At 41.8% G+C, this 18,145-nt stretch carries 20 protein-coding genes, 1 pseudogene and 1 riboswitch; of the genes and pseudogenes, 6 read left to right on the forward strand and 15 right to left on the reverse strand.

What is annotated here, in order from left to right:
* Window positions 1–88: 88 nt before the first annotated feature.
* The 5 genes from HT697_RS02725 to HT697_RS02745 form a co-directional block, all read right to left on the reverse strand.
* The gene (locus tag HT697_RS02725) at window positions 89–724 is read right to left on the reverse strand and encodes a DUF421 domain-containing protein (RefSeq protein WP_164226058.1); all 636 of its coding nucleotides are present in this window, start codon (window positions 722–724) and stop codon (window positions 89–91) included.
* Window positions 721–1,176 carry a DUF3290 family protein gene (locus HT697_RS02730; protein ID WP_164226057.1) on the reverse strand — a complete coding sequence of 152 codons (456 nt, stop codon included), beginning with the start codon at window positions 1,174–1,176 and terminating at the stop codon, window positions 721–723. The genes HT697_RS02725 and HT697_RS02730 overlap by 4 nt, the downstream gene beginning before the upstream one ends.
* Window positions 1,177–1,302: 126 nt before the next feature.
* A complete protein-coding gene (locus tag HT697_RS02735) occupies window positions 1,303–1,944 on the reverse strand; it encodes an SdpI family protein (RefSeq protein WP_164226056.1) in 642 nt (213 codons plus the stop codon).
* Complete coding sequence (locus tag HT697_RS02740) at window positions 1,925–2,212, reverse strand: autorepressor SdpR family transcription factor (RefSeq protein WP_049511512.1); 288 nt, start codon at window positions 2,210–2,212, stop codon at window positions 1,925–1,927. The genes HT697_RS02735 and HT697_RS02740 overlap by 20 nt, the downstream gene beginning before the upstream one ends.
* Window positions 2,196–3,095, reverse strand: coding sequence for a type II CAAX endopeptidase family protein (locus HT697_RS02745; protein WP_164226055.1), 900 nt, complete (start codon window positions 3,093–3,095; stop codon window positions 2,196–2,198). The genes HT697_RS02740 and HT697_RS02745 overlap by 17 nt, the downstream gene beginning before the upstream one ends.
* Before the next feature lie 219 nt (window positions 3,096–3,314).
* Between HT697_RS02745 and HT697_RS02750 the strand changes: the two genes are divergently transcribed.
* The 4 genes from HT697_RS02750 to HT697_RS02765 all read left to right on the forward strand — a co-directional run bounded on the left by HT697_RS02750 (window position 3,315) and on the right by HT697_RS02765 (window position 7,038).
* A complete protein-coding gene (locus HT697_RS02750; RefSeq protein ID WP_164226054.1) occupies window positions 3,315–4,142 on the forward strand; it encodes an exodeoxyribonuclease III in 828 nt (275 codons plus the stop codon).
* A gap of 11 nt (window positions 4,143–4,153) precedes the next feature.
* Window positions 4,154–4,540 (forward strand): VOC family protein, encoded by a 387-nt coding sequence (locus HT697_RS02755; RefSeq protein ID WP_000386216.1) that lies wholly within the window; start codon window positions 4,154–4,156, stop codon window positions 4,538–4,540.
* A 233-nt stretch (window positions 4,541–4,773) separates the two neighbouring features.
* Window positions 4,774–4,869, forward strand: a riboswitch (purine riboswitch).
* A gap of 325 nt (window positions 4,870–5,194) precedes the next feature.
* Complete coding sequence (locus HT697_RS02760; RefSeq protein WP_125419985.1) at window positions 5,195–5,776, forward strand: xanthine phosphoribosyltransferase; 582 nt, start codon at window positions 5,195–5,197, stop codon at window positions 5,774–5,776.
* Window positions 5,776–7,038, forward strand: coding sequence for a nucleobase:cation symporter-2 family protein (locus tag HT697_RS02765; RefSeq protein WP_164226053.1), 1,263 nt, complete (start codon window positions 5,776–5,778; stop codon window positions 7,036–7,038). Before HT697_RS02760 ends, HT697_RS02765 begins: the two co-directional genes overlap by 1 nt.
* A gap of 32 nt (window positions 7,039–7,070) precedes the next feature.
* On the opposite strand, the gene HT697_RS02770 is transcribed toward HT697_RS02765, so the two are convergent.
* The 3 genes from HT697_RS02770 to HT697_RS02780 all read right to left on the reverse strand — a co-directional run bounded on the left by HT697_RS02770 (window position 7,071) and on the right by HT697_RS02780 (window position 10,241).
* Window positions 7,071–7,475 (reverse strand): PaaI family thioesterase, encoded by a 405-nt coding sequence (locus tag HT697_RS02770; protein WP_164226052.1) that lies wholly within the window; start codon window positions 7,473–7,475, stop codon window positions 7,071–7,073.
* 69 nt (window positions 7,476–7,544) lie between these two features.
* On the reverse strand, window positions 7,545–9,044 hold the full coding sequence (locus HT697_RS02775) for a UDP-glucose--hexose-1-phosphate uridylyltransferase (protein WP_164226051.1): 1,500 nt from the start codon (window positions 9,042–9,044) through the stop codon (window positions 7,545–7,547).
* An 18-nt stretch (window positions 9,045–9,062) separates the two neighbouring features.
* On the reverse strand, window positions 9,063–10,241 hold the full coding sequence (locus HT697_RS02780; RefSeq protein ID WP_164226050.1) for a galactokinase: 1,179 nt from the start codon (window positions 10,239–10,241) through the stop codon (window positions 9,063–9,065).
* Window positions 10,242–10,405: 164 nt separating this feature from the next.
* Between HT697_RS02780 and galR the strand changes: the two genes are divergently transcribed.
* Window positions 10,406–11,407 carry a DNA-binding transcriptional regulator GalR gene (gene galR / locus HT697_RS02785; RefSeq protein ID WP_164226049.1) on the forward strand — a complete coding sequence of 334 codons (1,002 nt, stop codon included), beginning with the start codon at window positions 10,406–10,408 and terminating at the stop codon, window positions 11,405–11,407.
* A gap of 67 nt (window positions 11,408–11,474) precedes the next feature.
* Here the strand turns inward: galR and HT697_RS02790 are convergent, their stop codons facing one another.
* The 3 genes from HT697_RS02790 to czcD all read right to left on the reverse strand — a co-directional run bounded on the left by HT697_RS02790 (window position 11,475) and on the right by czcD (window position 14,000).
* A complete protein-coding gene (locus HT697_RS02790) occupies window positions 11,475–12,512 on the reverse strand; it encodes a zinc-binding dehydrogenase (RefSeq protein ID WP_164226048.1) in 1,038 nt (345 codons plus the stop codon).
* Complete coding sequence (gene nmlR, locus HT697_RS02795) at window positions 12,513–12,866, reverse strand: stress response transcriptional regulator NmlR (RefSeq protein WP_001022629.1); 354 nt, start codon at window positions 12,864–12,866, stop codon at window positions 12,513–12,515. It abuts the gene before it with no gap.
* A gap of 243 nt (window positions 12,867–13,109) precedes the next feature.
* Window positions 13,110–14,000: a cation diffusion facilitator family transporter CzcD gene (gene czcD, locus HT697_RS02800; RefSeq protein WP_164226047.1), complete on the reverse strand. Its 891-nt coding sequence runs from the start codon at window positions 13,998–14,000 to the stop codon at window positions 13,110–13,112.
* Between the two features lie 132 nt (window positions 14,001–14,132).
* Here czcD and HT697_RS02805 point away from each other — a divergent pair, with 132 nt between their 5' ends.
* On the forward strand, window positions 14,133–14,669 hold the full coding sequence (locus HT697_RS02805) for a TetR/AcrR family transcriptional regulator (protein WP_164226046.1): 537 nt from the start codon (window positions 14,133–14,135) through the stop codon (window positions 14,667–14,669).
* A gap of 136 nt (window positions 14,670–14,805) precedes the next feature.
* Here the strand turns inward: HT697_RS02805 and HT697_RS02810 are convergent, their stop codons facing one another.
* The 4 genes and pseudogenes from HT697_RS02810 to HT697_RS02825 all read right to left on the reverse strand — a co-directional run bounded on the left by HT697_RS02810 (window position 14,806) and on the right by HT697_RS02825 (window position 17,731).
* Entirely contained in the window at window positions 14,806–16,326 is a 1,521-nt protein-coding gene (locus tag HT697_RS02810; RefSeq protein WP_164226045.1) for an ABC transporter permease/substrate-binding protein, read from the reverse strand.
* Window positions 16,319–17,047 (reverse strand): ABC transporter ATP-binding protein, encoded by a 729-nt coding sequence (locus HT697_RS02815; protein WP_164226044.1) that lies wholly within the window; start codon window positions 17,045–17,047, stop codon window positions 16,319–16,321. Before HT697_RS02815 ends, HT697_RS02810 begins: the two co-directional genes overlap by 8 nt.
* 14 nt (window positions 17,048–17,061) lie before the next feature.
* Window positions 17,062–17,253 (reverse strand): annotated as a pseudogene (locus HT697_RS02820) (polyketide cyclase); the annotation flags it as partial.
* 34 nt (window positions 17,254–17,287) lie between these two features.
* A complete protein-coding gene (locus tag HT697_RS02825) occupies window positions 17,288–17,731 on the reverse strand; it encodes a MarR family transcriptional regulator (RefSeq protein WP_164226042.1) in 444 nt (147 codons plus the stop codon).
* Window positions 17,732–18,145 lie beyond the last annotated feature (414 nt).

The following is an 18,145-nucleotide window of genomic DNA, read 5'->3' on the forward strand; positions in this document are numbered from 1 at the left end:
ACTGACGAAGTCAGTAACCTACATACGGCAAGGCGACGTTGACGCAGTTTGAAGAGATTTTCGAAGAGTGCAAGACCCCAGGTTTTTCTTATTCATAGGTTACGACTGTAACGGCGCCCTTGTCATACTCAGCGATAAAGATATTGGCTACATTGTCATGCCCTTGCTTGCTGAGATTGTCAAGCAGCCACTCTTCGCTACGGCCAATCGATTCCAAGACTTCCACTTGGATCACACCGTCAGTCACAACTGGATACTTAGGATTTTCATCTCCCATTTGGACCACGATGAGTTGGCCATTTTGCTCTTGCACAGCTCGTTTAACTTGCTTCATCTGGAAAATCCCTTGGCTACGAAGTTTGAGAGCAACATCTGCCGCAGACAAGCCAACTGAACGACAGGCTTCTGGGTCGATCTGCCCATTTTTGATGAGGAGAGTTGGTTTCCCATCAATCAAGCGTTTGACAAAACGAACATTATTGTTGAGCCATTTGAGGGTCAAGACCAAAATCGTCCACATCATCAAAATCACTGCGTATTGCAGAATACTAATTGAACTATTGTAAATCACCCCACCGATGATACCACCAAGAACATAGTTCTGAATTTGGTCTGTCGCAGAGTTAGGCGCCAGGTTCCCCTTTCCTGTCACATTGATAACAAAAACAAGTGAGAAGAGACCCAAGGCTAGTTTGATTAAAATTTCCATATAGTTGAGCGTCATTTGTTTACCTCCACCAATTCAATAGCGTCTGTTTGATGCAATTCTAATTTCTCTAAAAGATACTTGTCTGGTTCGCTCCCGTTCATAGCACGGTAGACATTTGGACCTACCTTGACAAGCGCTCCATCAGTGGCAGCTGAAGTATTGACATAAACTTCTGATTTATCCACTCCCAAATCTTTGGAAACAACCTCTATGAAATGAAGTGAAGTTTGAAATTGGTTGTTTGATGCTTGATTGGTCTGGTATTTTGAGATTGTCACCAAAAGCATGGCCACCAAAGTCAAGGCCAAAATCATGACCAATTCCCGAAATTTAGTCCCCTTTTTATCACGATAGGCCTTAAAAGCAAAAAATCCTGTGATAGTTAGGAGCACAATCCCAAAGCCAATCATGATTCCATTTTGCTGACTGATTTGGCTAAGCACATAGTCATATGAGTAAAATTTCATTTATTTTCACTCCCTTTCATAAAATCATTCTTCATTATAAACGAAAGAGGGTAATTTTTCAAACCATACGTTGGGGAAATAGACATATCAGACCAACTTCTCAAACTAATGACTCCATTAGCTATTTCAAGATTCTGATTTTGATAATTGATAAGAATAGACACTAGGAATTATCACTACAAAGAAAAGTGTCAAGAAGAATACCCAGTAAACATACAGTTGCACAAAGGAATTTAGAAACAATAACAATCCTCCTAATACCCAAATTTTTCCAGCTAGGCGATGCGTTTTTCTCCAGTTTTCATCATTCTCCAAGGTCCACGGTAGTCGAATACCGATTATATAATTTCGGTGTGTTTTTGGTAGATAATTTCCAATTACGATCATCACGACTCCCATAAAAATCTGAGCTAGTAGCCCACTCATCATGGAATAACCCAAAGATTCTCCGAAGATAGAAATCATTAATAGACAAGATACAAAAGGAATAATCCAGTAAATCAAAACTTGTATTTTTGAACTGATATTGCTAGATTTAGGATCCTTAATCATTAAAAATAGAAGCAACCAATGCATCAAAAGCATGAGAGTCGGTAATCCAAAGATAGCAGACATTTTATGATTGTAGCCATCTGCTTGACCCAGTAGATTAAAATGAGTGGGTATCTCCTCTGGTAATTGATTCCAGAAAACACAACCTACAAGGGAAGGTAGTAGGATGAGAATGCTCGTAAATAATACCAATTTCTTATTGATTTTTATCTTCATCAAAATGATCTCCTTTCAGTTCTGCTAACCAAACCATTATATCCTCTAAAACCGATGTATTTAACTCATAATAAATAAAGTTTTTTTCTTTCATTTCATGAATTAAATCCGCTGCTTTCAAAATCGTGAGATGGTGTGAAATCGTTGCACCTGTCAACTCGAAATAACTGGCAATTTCTCCTGCAGATAATCTACCTGTTTTGAGTAAATTCAAAATCTCTCTCCTAACTGGATGAGATAAGGCTTTAAAACTATTTGCAAAACTCATAATGACTCCTTTCCCTTTGTAATATTAGTAGGGCTAGGAATAAGCAAGGTAGAACTGATAGCATTCCGGTCGGTGATGGGCCTAAAATCAAGAGGCTTGAAACTTTTTCTCCTGGTAATTGGAAGAGTAACCCAATACCTGCAGTTGCATTGATTGCCCCATGAAATAGGGCAGAAGCCCAGATAGAACCTGTCTTTTCCAACAACCAGCTCAACAATATTCCTAGGCTAAAACAAGATAGAAACATAGCAACAACTCCCAAAACAGGATAAGCAAAATAAGATAGTCCATAATTATAGCCTTGCAAATTGATTGGTAGATGCCAAAGACTCCAAATGAGACCAAGCAAGACATGAGTCTGGACTAGTGAAAAGCGTCCTCTTAGAGCTGGGTAAAGATAGCCACGCCAACCAATTTCCTCTCCCAATGCAAAGAAACTATTAAGAAAAGGAGCGTAGGTCAAACTAGCTAGGATTTGAATCAAGACCAAGGAAGATAAGGGAATGGCTGATTGAGAGACACCTTTTTCTTGTAAGATGGCTTGAATAGATTCAAAATCAAGGCTGAAATTGCTAGGGAATACAAGAAAATAAAGTCCCGCTCCTAAAAAACTGATGACTGCTGGTAACCAGATAGCTAGTAAGTAAAAGCGCCAGTTTCTCTTGAGATTCACGACTAATTTAGATTTGATTCCACTAGGTTGATTCGTGATTTTCCCTAAGAGAAAGACTGCAAGCGCAGGCATCCACATGGCTACAATACTAGCAAGTTGACTCCATGGAGAATTTAGACCAACACCACTTAGCCATAGTGCCAACCATATTATCCAAGCAAGGGCATAAGCCAAGACCACAAAAAGAAGGATTGTTCTCTTATTTGACATATATGTAACTTCACTTTCTATTTAGATGTTTTTCTAAATAACATTATACACCTTTCTATTCTAAACACAAGAGCTATTTAGATTTTTTTCTAAATAGTTTAGGGAATTTTTATTTTCTCAGGATAAAGTCTAAAGAGTAATTTTTCAAACCATACGTTGGGGAAATAAACCTTTTTTTGGTATAATAAAATCTATAATCTGAATGAAAAAGGTAACTTTATGAAACTTATCTCATGGAATATTGATTCCCTCAACGCTGCCCTAACTAGTGACTCAGCTCGTGCCAAATTGTCCCAAGAAGTACTACAAACCTTGGTCGCTGAAAATGCTGATATCATTGCTATCCAAGAAACCAAGCTTTCTGCCAAGGGGCCTACAAAGAAACACTTGGAAATTTTAGAAGAACTCTTCCCAGGCTACGCAAACACGTGGCGCTCTTCTCAAGAGCCTGCCCGCAAAGGCTATGCTGGAACCATGTTCCTCTATAAGAAAGAACTTACACCCACTGTCACTTTCCCAGAAATCGGTGCCCCTTCTACCATGGACTTGGAAGGCCGCATCATCACTCTAGAATTTGATAAATTTTTCGTTACCCAAGTTTACACACCAAACGCTGGTGATGGCCTCAAACGCTTGGAAGAACGCCAAGTCTGGGATGTCAAATATGCTGAGTACTTGGCTGAACTAGACAAAGAAAAACCAGTTCTTGCGACCGGTGATTACAACGTTGCCCACAATGAAATCGACCTTGCAAATCCTGCTAGCAACCGCCATTCACCTGGATTTACCGACGAGGAACGTGCTGGATTTACCAACCTTTTAGCAACTGGATTTACGGATACCTTCCGCCACATTCACGGCAATGTTCCAGAACGCTACACTTGGTGGGCACAACGAAGCAAGACTTCTAAAATCAACAATACAGGCTGGAGAATCGACTACTGGCTGACAAGCAACCGCGTGGCTGACAAGGTGACCAAGTCTGATATGATTGACTCCGGTGCGCGCCAAGACCACACACCCATTGTCTTGGAGATTGAACTCTAAGGAGAAAACGAATGGACTATCAAGCTGTCATTCCTGAATTTGTAGTATCTGACATCGAAAAATCACGCCACTTCTACTGCGACCTGCTAGGATTCTCTGTCGAATACGAGCGTCCAGAGGAGAAATTTCTCTTCCTCTCGCTTGAAGACTGCCAACTTATGCTAGAAGAAGGCAGCGCAGAAGAATTAGCTCAGCTGACCTATCCTTTCGGGCGCGGTGTTAATATTTCCTTTGGCATTGCAGATGTCCCTCAGCTCCACCAAAAACTGTTGGAAGCTGACTATCCTATCCATCGTCCGCTGACCAAAAGAGAATTTCGAGTGGGAGATAGCTTTATTTACCCTCACGAATTTGCGATTTTGGATCCAGATGGTTATTTTTTAAGATTTAGCGAGTAGAATAATAAAGATTGGGAAAAAGTCTTTAAAGTTAGAAAAAGGCATATTGTCAAGTCTTGAAAAATCTTGATAATATGCCTTTTATGATGGAAAAACCTTCTAAATGTTAGCTAATAAGTTATTTTTTCCCCATTTTTATTATATTTGTTCGTTTTTAAAACCAAAACACTAACAAAACAGTTGATTTCTAAAGTTATTTAGTGTAAAATAAAAACATTGGCTCAAGCCTATTTTAAATTAAATATCGTTTTACTTGTTTATGTCGTGAATTGGCACGACGTTTCTACAAGGTGCCGGAACACCTAACAATAAGTAAGTCAGAGTGAGGTATGGTCGTTTTTTCCATGCCTATTTTGGGGACTTACTTAGAGATTAAGTAGGTCTTTTTTGAATATTTTTAATATTTCCCTTAATTAGTGCGGACGGGAGCAACTTCCTTCGGAATTTCATCCCTAATTTTTGAGCCAAAAGTCTCAAAAATCCCGTCATAGACAATAACAAGATTATTGTCTATGCTACCACTACGGCGGGAAATATTTGATAAAACTCGCTTCGCTCGTACTAGTTTTATCAAATACATAGTACTAGCAAACCGGATCACTATAGAAACATTTAACCAACAAGTAAACTGGCTTTTAGACTTTAGGAGGTCTTATGAAATTATTAGAAGAGCGCATCCTCAAGGATGGGCATATCTTGGGTGACAACATCCTCAAGGTGGATTCCTTTTTAACCCACCAAGTTGACTTTAGCTTGATGCGAGAAATCGGTAAGGTCTTTGCGGAAAAATTTGCTGCTACTGGAATTACCAAAGTCGTGACCATTGAAGCGTCAGGCATTGCCCCAGCCATTTTTACAGCTGAAGCCTTAAACGTTCCCATGATTTTCGCTAAAAAAGCTAAAAACATCACTATGAACGAAGGTATCTTAACTGCCGAAGTTTACTCCTTTACCAAGCAGGTGACCAGCACCGTTTCTATCGCTGGAAAATTCCTCTCACCAGAGGACAAGGTTTTGATTATCGACGACTTCCTTGCTAACGGCCAAGCTGCTAAAGGCTTGATTCAAATCATCGAACAAGCTGGTGCCACAGTCGAAGCTATCGGTATTGTGATTGAAAAATCCTTCCAAGATGGCCGTGATTTGCTTGAAAAAGCAGGCTATCCTGTCCTATCACTCGCTCGTTTGGATCGTTTTGAAAATGGTCAGGTCGTATTTAAGGAGGCAGATCTCTAATGCAAACTCAAGAAAAACATTCGCAAGCAGCCGTTCTTGGCTTGCAGCACTTACTAGCCATGTACTCAGGATCCATCCTGGTTCCCATCATGATTGCGACAGCCCTTGGCTATTCAGCTGAGCAGTTGACCTACCTGATTTCCACAGATATCTTCATGTGTGGGGTGGCAACCTTCCTCCAACTCCAACTCAACAAATACTTTGGTATTGGACTACCAGTCGTTCTCGGCGTTGCCTTCCAATCTGTCGCTCCCTTGATTATGATTGGGCAAAGCCATGGTAGTGGCGCTATGTTTGGTGCCCTTATCGCATCAGGGATTTACGTGGTTCTTGTTTCAGGTATCTTCTCAAAAGTGGCCAATCTCTTCCCATCTATCGTAACAGGATCTGTTATTACCACGATTGGTTTAACCTTGATTCCTGTCGCTATTGGAAATATGGGAAATAATGTTCCAGAGCCAACTGGTCAAAGTCTCTTGCTTGCAGCTATCACTGTTCTGATTATCCTCTTGATTAACATCTTTACCAAAGGATTTATCAAGTCTATCTCTATTTTGATTGGTTTGGTTGTTGGAACTGCCATTGCTGCTAGCATGGGTTTGGTTGACTTCTCTCCTGTTGCAGCAGCACCACTTGTCCATGTCCCAACTCCCCTCTACTTTGGGATGCCAACCTTTGAAATCTCATCCGTTGTCATGATGTGTATCATCGCAACGGTGTCTATGGTTGAGTCGACTGGTGTTTATCTAGCCTTGTCTGATATCACAAAAGATCCAATCGACAGCACGCGCCTGCGCAACGGTTACCGCGCAGAAGGTTTGGCCGTACTTCTCGGAGGAATCTTTAACACCTTCCCTTACACAGGATTTTCACAAAACGTTGGGTTGGTTAAATTATCAGGTATCAAGACTCGCCTGCCAATCTACTACGCAGCTGGTTTCCTGGTTCTCCTTGGACTCCTTCCTAAGTTTGGTGCCCTTGCTCAAATCATTCCGAGCCCTGTCCTCGGTGGTGCCATGCTGGTGATGTTTGGTTTTGTATCGATTCAAGGGATGCAAATCCTCGCTCGTGTTGACTTTGCTAACAATGAACATAACTTCCTTATCGCAGCTGTTTCAATCGCTGCAGGTGTCGGTCTAAATAACAGCAATCTCTTTGTCAGCATGCCGACAGCCTTCCAAATGTTCTTCTCAAACGGAATCGTCGTAGCCAGCCTACTCGCCATTGTACTCAATGCCGTATTAAATCATAAAAAGAAATAAGAAAAAGAGGTGCGAGCCTCTTTTTTAGTTATCTATATCCCCACCTGTCTATCTTCTGATCGTTGGCCTGTGACAAACATGGTGAAGGTTGCCTTGCAGACATTTCTGCCTTCTTGATTGGTAATATCCACATCCACGACACAGGTTGTGCGACCTTGATGGACGCATTCTCCTTTAATGGTCAACACGTCGTCGAGTTTTCCTGCCTTAAGGTAGTTGATGGAAGACTGGAGTGTCACTCCATCTAAGCCAAGTGAAATCACCACAAGACCACTGATTTGGTCACAAAGGGTAAAGAGATAGCCACCATGGGCATTGCCATAGTAGTTGAGCGACGAGTTCACTACTTTTGTCGTCACCACAACGTGACCATCTCTCATTTGTTCAATTTCGTAATTTTCAAAGGCAGATATAGCGTCAAAATGAAAATCTTTCATCGTTTCCTCCTGATATTTCAAACGACACTATGATACTACTTTTTATAGGACTGTGCAAGGAGAATGCTCCTAGTCTGGTAAAATTCCGACCTGCTCCACAAAGCGCATAAAGGCTGCCTGTCCTTGTTCTGTCTGCTTGTAGACTCCTGCATCCTCAAGGACACGCGCAAAGATAGCACCAACAGAGTCCTTGACGATTTCAAGGGCTTTTTCTTTTTCCGCTAGATCTGGATGTTGGACTTTGAGTTGGTCTGCCCATTCCTGATGATAATCGGCAACTGTAACAGCTTCTCCTACAAGATAGCTAGCAACTTGCTCCACTTCTTCTTTCAGACGTGGTGGCAGGATTGCCAAGCCCATGACCTCAATCAAGCCGATATTTTCCTTCTTGATATGTTGGACATCCTTGTGAGGATGATAGATGCCATCAGGATGTTCTGCAGAAGTCTGATTGTCCCTCAAGACCAAGTCCAACTCAAACTGACCGTCGCGCTTACGGGCTATAGGTGTGATGGTGTGATGCGGTGTCCCGTCTGTCTCTGCCAAAATCTGCACACTAGGATCTGAATACTGACGCCATTCCTGCAAAATCTTGTCAGCCAAGTTGATCAAATCCTCTTTGGAATCCGAAGTCAAACGCAACACTGACATGGGCCACTTGACAATCCCAGCCTTAACCTGCTCAAAACCAGCAAAATAGAAAGTCTTTTGCAAGGGAGCTAATTCCATAGGAAATACGTGACGGCCTCCCTGATAATGATCATGAGTTAGAATAGAGCCCCCCACAATCGGCAGGTCGGCATTAGAGCCAGCAAAATAGCCTGGAAACTGTTCTACGATAGCCAGCAGACGTTCAAAGCTCTGACGACTAATGGCCATGGGACGATGCTGACCGTCTAAGAAAATACAGTGCTCATTAAAGTAGGCATAAGGTGAATACTGGAAACCCCACTCCTGAGTAGCCATTTTAAAACGGATAATACGGTGGTTACTGCGAGCTGGGTGGTTACTGCGAGCTGGGTGGTTAACTAGACCATGGTAGCCCTCATTCTCTAGACAAAGCTGACACTGGGGATAATTGCTAGCTTGCACCAACTTGGCTGCCGCAATCTCCTTAGGATCCTTTTCAGGCTTAGAGAGGTTGATGGTTATTTCTAGATCTCCGTAGTCAGATGGTACTCTGTAGGCGATATTTTTAGCAATGGCCTTGAGTTTGATGTAGTCATTCTTCTGACTGAGTTGGTAAAAATCCTCTATCGCTTGCTCAGGAGAGTGGGCATAGGTTGCCCAAAAGTCACGATTGACCTGACTCGGACAAGGAGTCACCAAATCCATCAGTTCAGCACCAAGGATTTCACGCGCAGTCTGACTATCCTCAATCGTCTCTAATCGAACGGCTTCCTCAACCAGCTGGTCCTTGAGGTCAATCACTTTATCCAGATTGGTCTCAACTTCCAAAACACCATCTCCCACTCGTGCCAAGACACGATTGGTCAGGTAGATTCGATCCATTTCCTCAAATGAACTTTCAGAAATAATATGTGTTACAAATTTATCTACTAAGGTCACTATAGAGCCTCCTTTTGACTAGTCAAGGACGCGAGTGCCACCTGCAACTTCAGCGATATAGAAGCTTGGAGCGTATCCAACTACTTCCTCGTAGTGTTTGCCTACAGCTTCCTTAAAGGTCTCAACAGCATCATTTTGCACTAAAGCAATGGCACATCCGCCAAAACCTGCCCCTGTCATACGAGCACCGAGAACACCTTCTTGTCCCCAAGCTGTGTGAACAAGAGTATCCAATTCCAAGCCAGTTACTTCATAGTCATGTTCTAGAGAAACGTGTGACGCATTCATCAAACGACCAAATGTTTCCAAATCTCCTGCTTGGAGGGCTGCTTGAGCTCTGAGGGTACGTTGATTTTCAAGCATTGCATGACGAGCACGTTTCAAACGATTTTCATCTTTAATCAGATAGCTGTATTGGTCAAAGGCCCACTCATCCAATTCACCCAAGGTATGAATATCTAAAGCAACTTGCAATTCTTCCACTGCTTTTTCACATTCAGCACGGCGTTCATTATATTTAGAATCCGCCAATTCACGACGTTTATTGGTGTTCATAATAACAACGACATTGTCCTTCAAATCAAGTGGCACCAAGTCGTATTCTAAAGTATTGGTATCTAGGTAAATTGCACGTTGATCAGCCCCCATACCGATAGCAAACTGGTCCATGATACCAGAGTTGACTCCGATAAAGTTATTTTCTGTTTGTTTTCCGATTTTAACCAAATCGAGACGCTCTAATTTTAAATCAAAGAGATGCTCTGCCACGACTCCTGTCAAGAGTTCAAGGGATGCTGAAGAAGACAAACCAGCACCATTTGGGATATTCCCATAAACATAAAAATCAAAACCTTTATCAATCACGTGCCCAGCTTCTTGCAAGAAATGAAGAACTCCTTTTGGATAATTGGTCCAGTTGTGCTCTTTTTCAAACTTGAGGTCAGCTAAAGGTACTTCGATAATGCCCTTGTCCTCAAAGTTAGCTGAGTAGAAACGCAAGACTTGATCATCACGTTTGCGAGCTGCCCCGTATGTTCCCAAGGAAATAGCAGCAGGAAAAACGTGCCCACCGTTGTAGTCTGTGTGCTCACCAATCAAGTTGATACGGCCTGGTGAAAAGAAGGTTTGGTCTGCTTCTTGACCAAAAACAGCAAGAAAGTCTTTTCGAAGGGCTTCTGCAGTAAGATGTTGTGTCATATGAATTCTCCTTTGACTGTCCGTTAAGTCACCTTAACGTGTAATCGTTTTCTTCTATTGTATCCAAGGGATTTCCCAAGGTCAATCCTTTTTACTAAAATTTTACTAAACTATCAGTAAAAAGCAGAAAAATATGATATACCAACCTTAAAGAAGGAGGATTTATGGCTACTTTAAAAGACATTGCACAGCTAGCCTCTGTCTCTATCGCAACCGTATCCCGCGTCCTCAACCGCGACCAGAGTCTATCTGTTACAGAAGAAACCAGACACCGTATTTTAACTGTTGCTGAAGAGTTGGGCTACACTAAGCACCTCAAGACAGGCGAGTCCCACAAGCCCAAGCAAAAGATTGCTATTATCCAATGGGTCAGCGAACAAGGAGAGCTGGACGACCTCTACTACTACCAGATTCGCCTAGGCATAGAAAAAAGAGCCCAAGAACTGGACTATGATATTTTGCGCTATTTTAATGACCATCCTTTTACCCTAAGCGAGGAAGTCATCGGGATTCTCTGCATCGGAAAGTTTAGCCGAGCTCAGATTTCTGCCTTTGAAGAATACCAAAAGCCTCTTGTCTTTCTAGACAGTGATACTCTTTCACTAGGACATACCTGCATTATTACGGACTTTTACACTGCCATGAAACAGGTTGTCGATTATTTCCTCAGTCAAGGGATAGACCGTATAGGAATTCTAACAGGTATTGAGGAAACAACTGACCAAGAAGAAATCATTGAGGATAAGCGACTGGAAAATTTCAGAAACTACAGTCAAGCGAAGGGAATTTATCATGATGAACTGGTCTTTCAAGGAAGCTTTACTGCCCAGTCTGGCTATGACTTGATGAAGGAGGCTATTCAGAGTTTGGGAGACCAACTGCCACCAGCATTTTTTGCAGCTAGCGATAGTTTAGCTATCGGTGCCCTCCGTGCCCTCCAAGAAGCTGGAATCAGCCTGCCAGACCGCGTCAGCCTTATTTCCTTTAACGATACTAGTCTGACCAAGCAAGTCTATCCTCCCCTCTCCAGCATCACCGTCTATACCGAAGAAATGGGCCGAGCAGGTATGGATATTCTTAACAAAGAAGTACTCCACGGTCGCAAAATCCCTAGCCTGACCATGCTGGGTACCAGACTGACTTTAAGAGAGAGTACTCTGCCATAACTCCACAAATTAAACATGACAAAAAATCCTAATAGAGAGTCTCACATCTCCATTAGGATTTTCTTTTTTAATCCATCACAATCATAGACTTAATGGTCTTACGTTCATCCATATCTTTGTAGGCTTGGTCGATATCTTCCAGTTTATAACTTGAAGTAAAGACGCGACCTGGATTGATATCACCATCAAGGACGGCTTTTAGTAAAAATTGCTTATCGTATGTTGTAGCAGAAGCTGCCCCACCTGCTACAGAGATATTTTGCATAAATGTCGAACCAAGAGCACGATTATTATAGTGTGGGACTCCTACAAATCCCATACGCCCTCCATTATGGAGAACACCTAGCGCCTGTTCTACAGCAGCCTCCGTACCAACACATTCAAGTGCTGCGTCCGCTCCGCCACCGAGGATTTCACGCACCTTGGTAATTCCTTCTTGACCGCGTTCAGCTACAACAGCTGTCGCACCTGACTCCAGAGCCATCTTTTGACGATCTTCATGACGGCTCATAAGAATAATTTGCGATGCTCCACGCATTTTAGCTGCGATGACAGCACATTGACCAACAGCCCCATCACCGATAACCACAACCTTATCCCCTTTTTGAACATTTGCAACACGCGCCGCATGATAGCCTGTTGGCATGACATCAGCAAGGGTCAAGAGGGACTTTAGCATACCTTCTGTGTAGTCAGAAGGTTGACCAGGGATTTTAACCAGCGCCCAGTTTGCATAGTGGAAACGGATATATTCCGCCTGAAAATCGCCCCCCAAGTTATTACCAATATGATTGTCGCAAGAACCGTCAAAGCCAGCAAGACAGGCATCACACTCACCACATCCATGGGTAAAAGGGACGATGACAAAGTCACCTGGTTTCACCGTCGTAATGGCTTCCCCAGTTTCTTCGACAATCCCAATCGCTTCGTGTCCACTATTTTTGTGTCCAGCTTTCGTTTCTGGATTACGGTACCTCCATAAATCTGAACCACAAACGCACGCACGAACCACACGAATAATCACATCATCCGCTTCTATTATTTGCGGACGTTCAATGCTAGCAAGTCCAACCTGACCTGCCTTTGTATATACTGCTGATTTCATTTAAAATTTTCCTTCCTTATAAAGTTTAATTTTGAGATTTAAACGATTTAAAGCTGTCTGTAGCTGAGACAAGCGCTCCTCTAATTTTTGCTTTTCCTCTTCTAAAATACCAAGCCTCTCCTCTCTCGTTTCATCTCCCTTTTGGTAGAGCGACATATAGTCAACTAAACTATCTACAGAGACACCCGCCGAACGAAAACACTTAATAAATTCCAGCGCTTCGATATCCTGATCTTGAAAATCACGAATCCCAGTAGCAGTACGAGTAATCGGTGGCACAAGACCAACCCGTTCATAATACCGAATCGTATCCGCTGAAATTCCCAACAAATCACTGGCAGATTTAATATTCACACGCTAACCTCCTCTCATTTCATTCACTGAGTTTAAGCTACTCTAACTCACTTATCTTATTATATAACTTTGAGTTGACTCCAAGTCAAGCATTTTGCACCTAATCGAAAAATTTTTATCATTAACAATCATATATCTGGAGTTTATACAATGCTCTTCTCTTACCAATTTTTGAAATATTTAAATAATAAAGAAATTACTCTATTCCAAATAAGATAGTACCCAAGTATTTTTCACTTTTTTCTAATGTTGATGCTCATAACTCCGTTCCAAGTCACACACCTTTCGCTTATGGGTTTGGTGAGTTTCTAGGTCAGCATCAATTTCAATGGTAATATTTTGAAAACCACAATCTTTTAGGAAAATTCGAATAGACTCTTTACAAGTTTCCATATGTTCCATTTCTTTTAGACAAACATGGACAATGGCATTTTTTTCCAAAGCATCCATAGTCCAGAGATTAAGCTGATTAAGGCTGGCCACATTGTCCAATCGCTCCAGGCCACTCTTTACTTGCTTGATATCAAGACCTTCTGGCACAGCATCCAAGAAAATCTTGAGTGTAGACCAAAAACGTGGAAGGGCTTTTGAAAGAATAAAGAAAGAAATGACAAGGGACAAAAGAGGATCTAGGATATACCAGTCCGTAAATCGAAGAACAATCGCCATCAGGATAACAGCTACCCACCCTAGCGTATCTTCCAGAAAATGCAGACTCAGAATAGACTCATTCTTTGTCCTTCCCTTACCAACCACCAGACTCGCTAACAGATTGATAGTAATCGCAATAATTCCTAACCAGAGAATCCCCTCATCATTGACTGGTTGCGGATGCAAAATCTTCGTGACATTTTCCAAAATGACTAGAACAGAGCCTGTTACGAGAATCACAGCTGTTACCAAGGCTCCTAGCAGGCTAAACCGCTTATAGCCCAAGGTATAGTGGCTGTCTTCTTCACGATTGGAGATACTTTCCAAAAAGGCTGAGATCCCAATAGCAATCGCATCTCCCAAGTCATGCACAGAGTCAGCAAGAACAGCGCTAGAACCAAATACTCCACCTGCAATAAACTCAACAATGGCATAAGTCAAATTTAAGAAAAAAGCCACCCAAACAGCATATTTTGCCTTCATATTTCTCATTCCTTTGTTATAATAGATTTATGAACACCTTGTTCATTATCATTATCCACTAAAACTCAAAGAAAGGATAGAAGCAAAACGTCAGCTTTATTCAGTTCTGAACAATTTGCCTCAAGTGTCCATATGACTAACATTGACCGCCGTATCAGCAAAACCAAAAAAGCTATCTATCAAGCTTTTCTACAACTTTTGAATGCTAAGGGCTACGAGGCCACTACTGTTCAGGATATCATTGATCTCGCAGATGTGGGACGATCCACCTTTTACTGTCACTATGAGAGTAAGGAGCTGCTTCTGGACGAGCTCTGCCGCTACCTCTTCCATCACCTCTTTGAAAGAGAAAAATCCATTTCAACTAAGGTTTATCTCGCCCATCTCTTTCTTCATTTTCAGAAAAACCAAGACCATATCACCAGTCTGCTATTCTCCAAAAATGACTACTTCCTTCGCCAACTTCATAAAGAACTGGAGCACCATGTCTATCCCATGTTGGCTGATGAGTTGAAAGAATCTCACCCAAGTCTGCCTGTTTCTTATCTCCAACACTTGGTCGTGACCAACTTTATCGAAACCTTGACCTGGTGGCTCAAAAAAGGGCAAGACTTCACAAATCAGGAAGTTGTCCAGTTTTATCTAGACCTTCTCATTTCTAAAGACTAAATACAGACTAGAGCTCAGTTGCCTTATGCCCAGGCTACTGAGTTTTTATCTTTTCGACAATCAAAAAAGCCCAGACAAAATTATCTGAGCATTCTTCTATATAGTCGTTTAAGCAAGTTGAGTTTAGCTTTTCAAGCTATTTCTTCAGCAAACCTTGTTCTTGTAGAAACTCCTTGGCTACTTGTTCTGCTGACTTGCCTTCAACACCGACTTGGTAGTTGAGCTGGCTCATCTGGCTTTCAGTAATTTTACCAGCCAATTTATTGAGAACTGTTTCCAACTCTGGATGTTTCTTGAGAAGAGCTTCTTTCATCAGTGGAGCCCCTTGATAAGGTGGGAAGAGTTGTTTGTCATCTTCCAATACCTGTAAATCATAACGTGCCAATTCCGCATCAGTCGAATAAGCGTCCGTGATTTGAATATCGCCTGACTGAATTGCCTGATAGCGAAGAGCTGGTTCCATGGTCGCCACATTGAGATTGAGACCATACATTGACTGCAAGCCCTTATTTCCATCCTCACGGTCATTAAACTCGAGAGTAAAGCCTGCCTTCAACTGTCCTTCTACTTTTTTCAAGTCCGAAATGGTCTTCAAGCCATATTCTTGAGCAATCTTTTTCGGAACAGCTACAGCGTAGGTATTTTGATAAGACATGGGTTTGAGATAGGCTAGATGATCCTGTTTGGCAATGCCATCACGCGCCACATTATAAACCTGCTCTGGCTCATGACTTACTTTCGGTGATGGTTGAAGTAAACTTTCAGTCACCGTTCCTGTAAATTCAGGATAGATGTCAATATCGCCTTTTTTCAGAGCCTCATAGAGGAAACTTGTTTTCCCAAAATTCGGTTTAACAGTCGCAGTCATACTGGTATTTTCTTCAATGAGGAGTTTATACATATTGGCCAAAATTTCTGGTTCTGGACCCAATTTCCCAGCAATGACCAAGTTTTCTTTCTCTTTTTGATCCAAAAGAGCTGGACTATAAGACAAACCAAGCAATATTGTCACCAAGGCAAAACCTGAGAAAATCGTCCGCAATTTTGCCTTTTCCATCACTTTTAGTAGGAAGTTAAAGGCAATGGCTAGCACTGCAGAAGAAAGGGCCCCAATCAAAATCAGACTGGCATTATTACGGTCAATTCCCAAAAGGATAAAGGAACCCAGTCCCCCTGCACCAATCAAGGCCGCCAAGGTTGCCGTACCGATAACCAATACTGCTGCTGTCCGAATCCCAGACATGATAACAGGCATGGCAAGTGGAATTTCAAACTTCTTGAGACGCTCCCACCTAGTCATCCCAAAGGCAATCCCAGCCTCTTGCAGACTTGGATCAATTCCCTTCAGCCCAGTGATGGTATTTTGCAAAATAGGGAAAATCGCATAAATCACTAGCGCTGTCAAAGCCGGCAAGGTTCCAATTCCCATCAAGGGGATAAAGAGTCCCAACAAGGCCAGTGACGGGATAGTCTGGAAAATCCCTGCAATCTGCAAGACCCAGTCGGCCAACTTCTCATGATAGCGAAGAGAAACAGCCAAGGGAATCGCGATAAAAATAGCTAGTAACAAGGTCAACAGTGACAACTGCAAATGTTGAGATAGGGCTGTCACCCAATCACTAAAACGATCCTGAAAAGTTGCAATTAAATTAGTCATGAACACTACCTCCAAACAAGTCTGCTACAAATTCTGTGGCAGGAGCTTTTAAAATGGTCTCGGGATTCGCTACCTGGCGAATCTCTCCATCCTGCAAGACAGCAATACGGTCCGCCAATTTCAAAGCTTCATCCGTATCATGGGTCACAAAAATAGTTGTCATTCCAAACTCTTTATGCAATTCTTTAGTCAGAACCTGCAACTGTTTTCTCGAAATAGCATCCAAGGCTGAAAAAGGTTCATCCATGAGGAGAATCTTAGGCTGACCAATCATGGCACGGACAATACCAACCCGTTGCTGTTCTCCACCAGATAGTTCACTAGGTAAACGATGCCCATACTCAGCTACTGGTAAACCAACCTTGGCCAAAAGCTCTTCTGTTTTCTGAGCAATTTCTTCCTTAGTCCAGCCCTTCATCTCAGGAATCAGGGCAATATTTTCCGCGACCGTTAGATTTGGAAAGAGAGCAATGGCCTGTAAAACATATCCAGTAGAAAGACGAAGTTCACGCTCATCATAGTCTTTGATACGCTTGCCATCCATAAAAATATTTCCATCAGTCGGTTCCAAGAGACGGTTAATCATCTTAATCATGGTCGTCTTACCTGAGCCAGATGGCCCAACTAAAACCATAAACTCGCCATTCTCAATCCGTAAATTGACATCTCTCAAGATATCTTTTTCTGTGTAGCGCAAGGCTACATTTTTGTATTCAATCATTCTTTGTCCTCATTTTAAAACTTTCCTCGATTAGTCAAGTCCTCTACCTTAGGCATGACTTCCTTATTGTCCCAATGCTCCACAATTTTTCCATTTTCTAAACGGAAGATATTGTACTGGGCATAAGCAAGGCCATCAATCTGAGTCTGACCATAGCTAACCACATAGTTTCCTTGTCCTAAGAGTTGGAAAACAAAGTCAAAAGTGGCCTTTACTTATAAACAGCTAATTTGATCTATTTTACTCCTCATTTTCCTTCTCTTTCAGATTAGCCAAAATTCTTTCTTGAAAAACTTCAAATTGGTGAATTTCTTCCTCTGAAAATCCTTTGTAAAAGATCGTATCCAATTTCTGACTGACACGATGCCCCACTTCTTTCTGGGACTTGCCCAACTCTGTTAAAACCAAATACTTTTTACGCTTATCTTTTCCACATGGACTAACAGTTACAAGCTTTTGTTCCTCTAGCTTTTTTATCATAGTCGTCAGCGTATTATTCGCAAGCCCAGTCGCAAGCGCAATATCTGTCGCAGTTGCGCAGCCAGTTTTACTATTCCATAAAACCGCTAAAATCTTGCCCTGTTCACCCCTATAAAGAGCCTCAGGATCTTGGCTCAGTAACTTCTGAAACATCCGCCCATTCAACAAACGAATATGATGGGCTAGCAAATGACTATCTTTCATAACACCTCCAATTATTTCGATATCGAAATGAATAGAATAATTGTAACACTTGTCCTTTCAACTGTCAACTATTTCGATATAGAAATAATTTTTGTTAATGATTCACACCACCATACTCCGGCTCAACTAACTTTTAACGAGAGTTTCTAAACTCCCTCGTCCTCCAGTCTACAAAAGCCTTTCATCCGTACTATCCTATATTTTATGAGGGGACACGTTTTTCCTATCAGACAATTTATTTTAAAGATAGAAGTAAATCATAATTGCTTCCATCTGTTCTTTTATAGTATATTGAAGTTGGACTAGGGCACTGTATCTTCTAAAACATTGATAGAAAGCGATTTGAATTTCCCAATCAATTTGTTCGTATTTATACTCAATGAAAATCAAAGAGCAAACTAGCCGCAGGTTGCT

The organism is Streptococcus sp. 1621 (genome assembly GCF_013276615.1).
In the GTDB taxonomy this organism is placed as follows: domain Bacteria; phylum Bacillota; class Bacilli; order Lactobacillales; family Streptococcaceae; genus Streptococcus.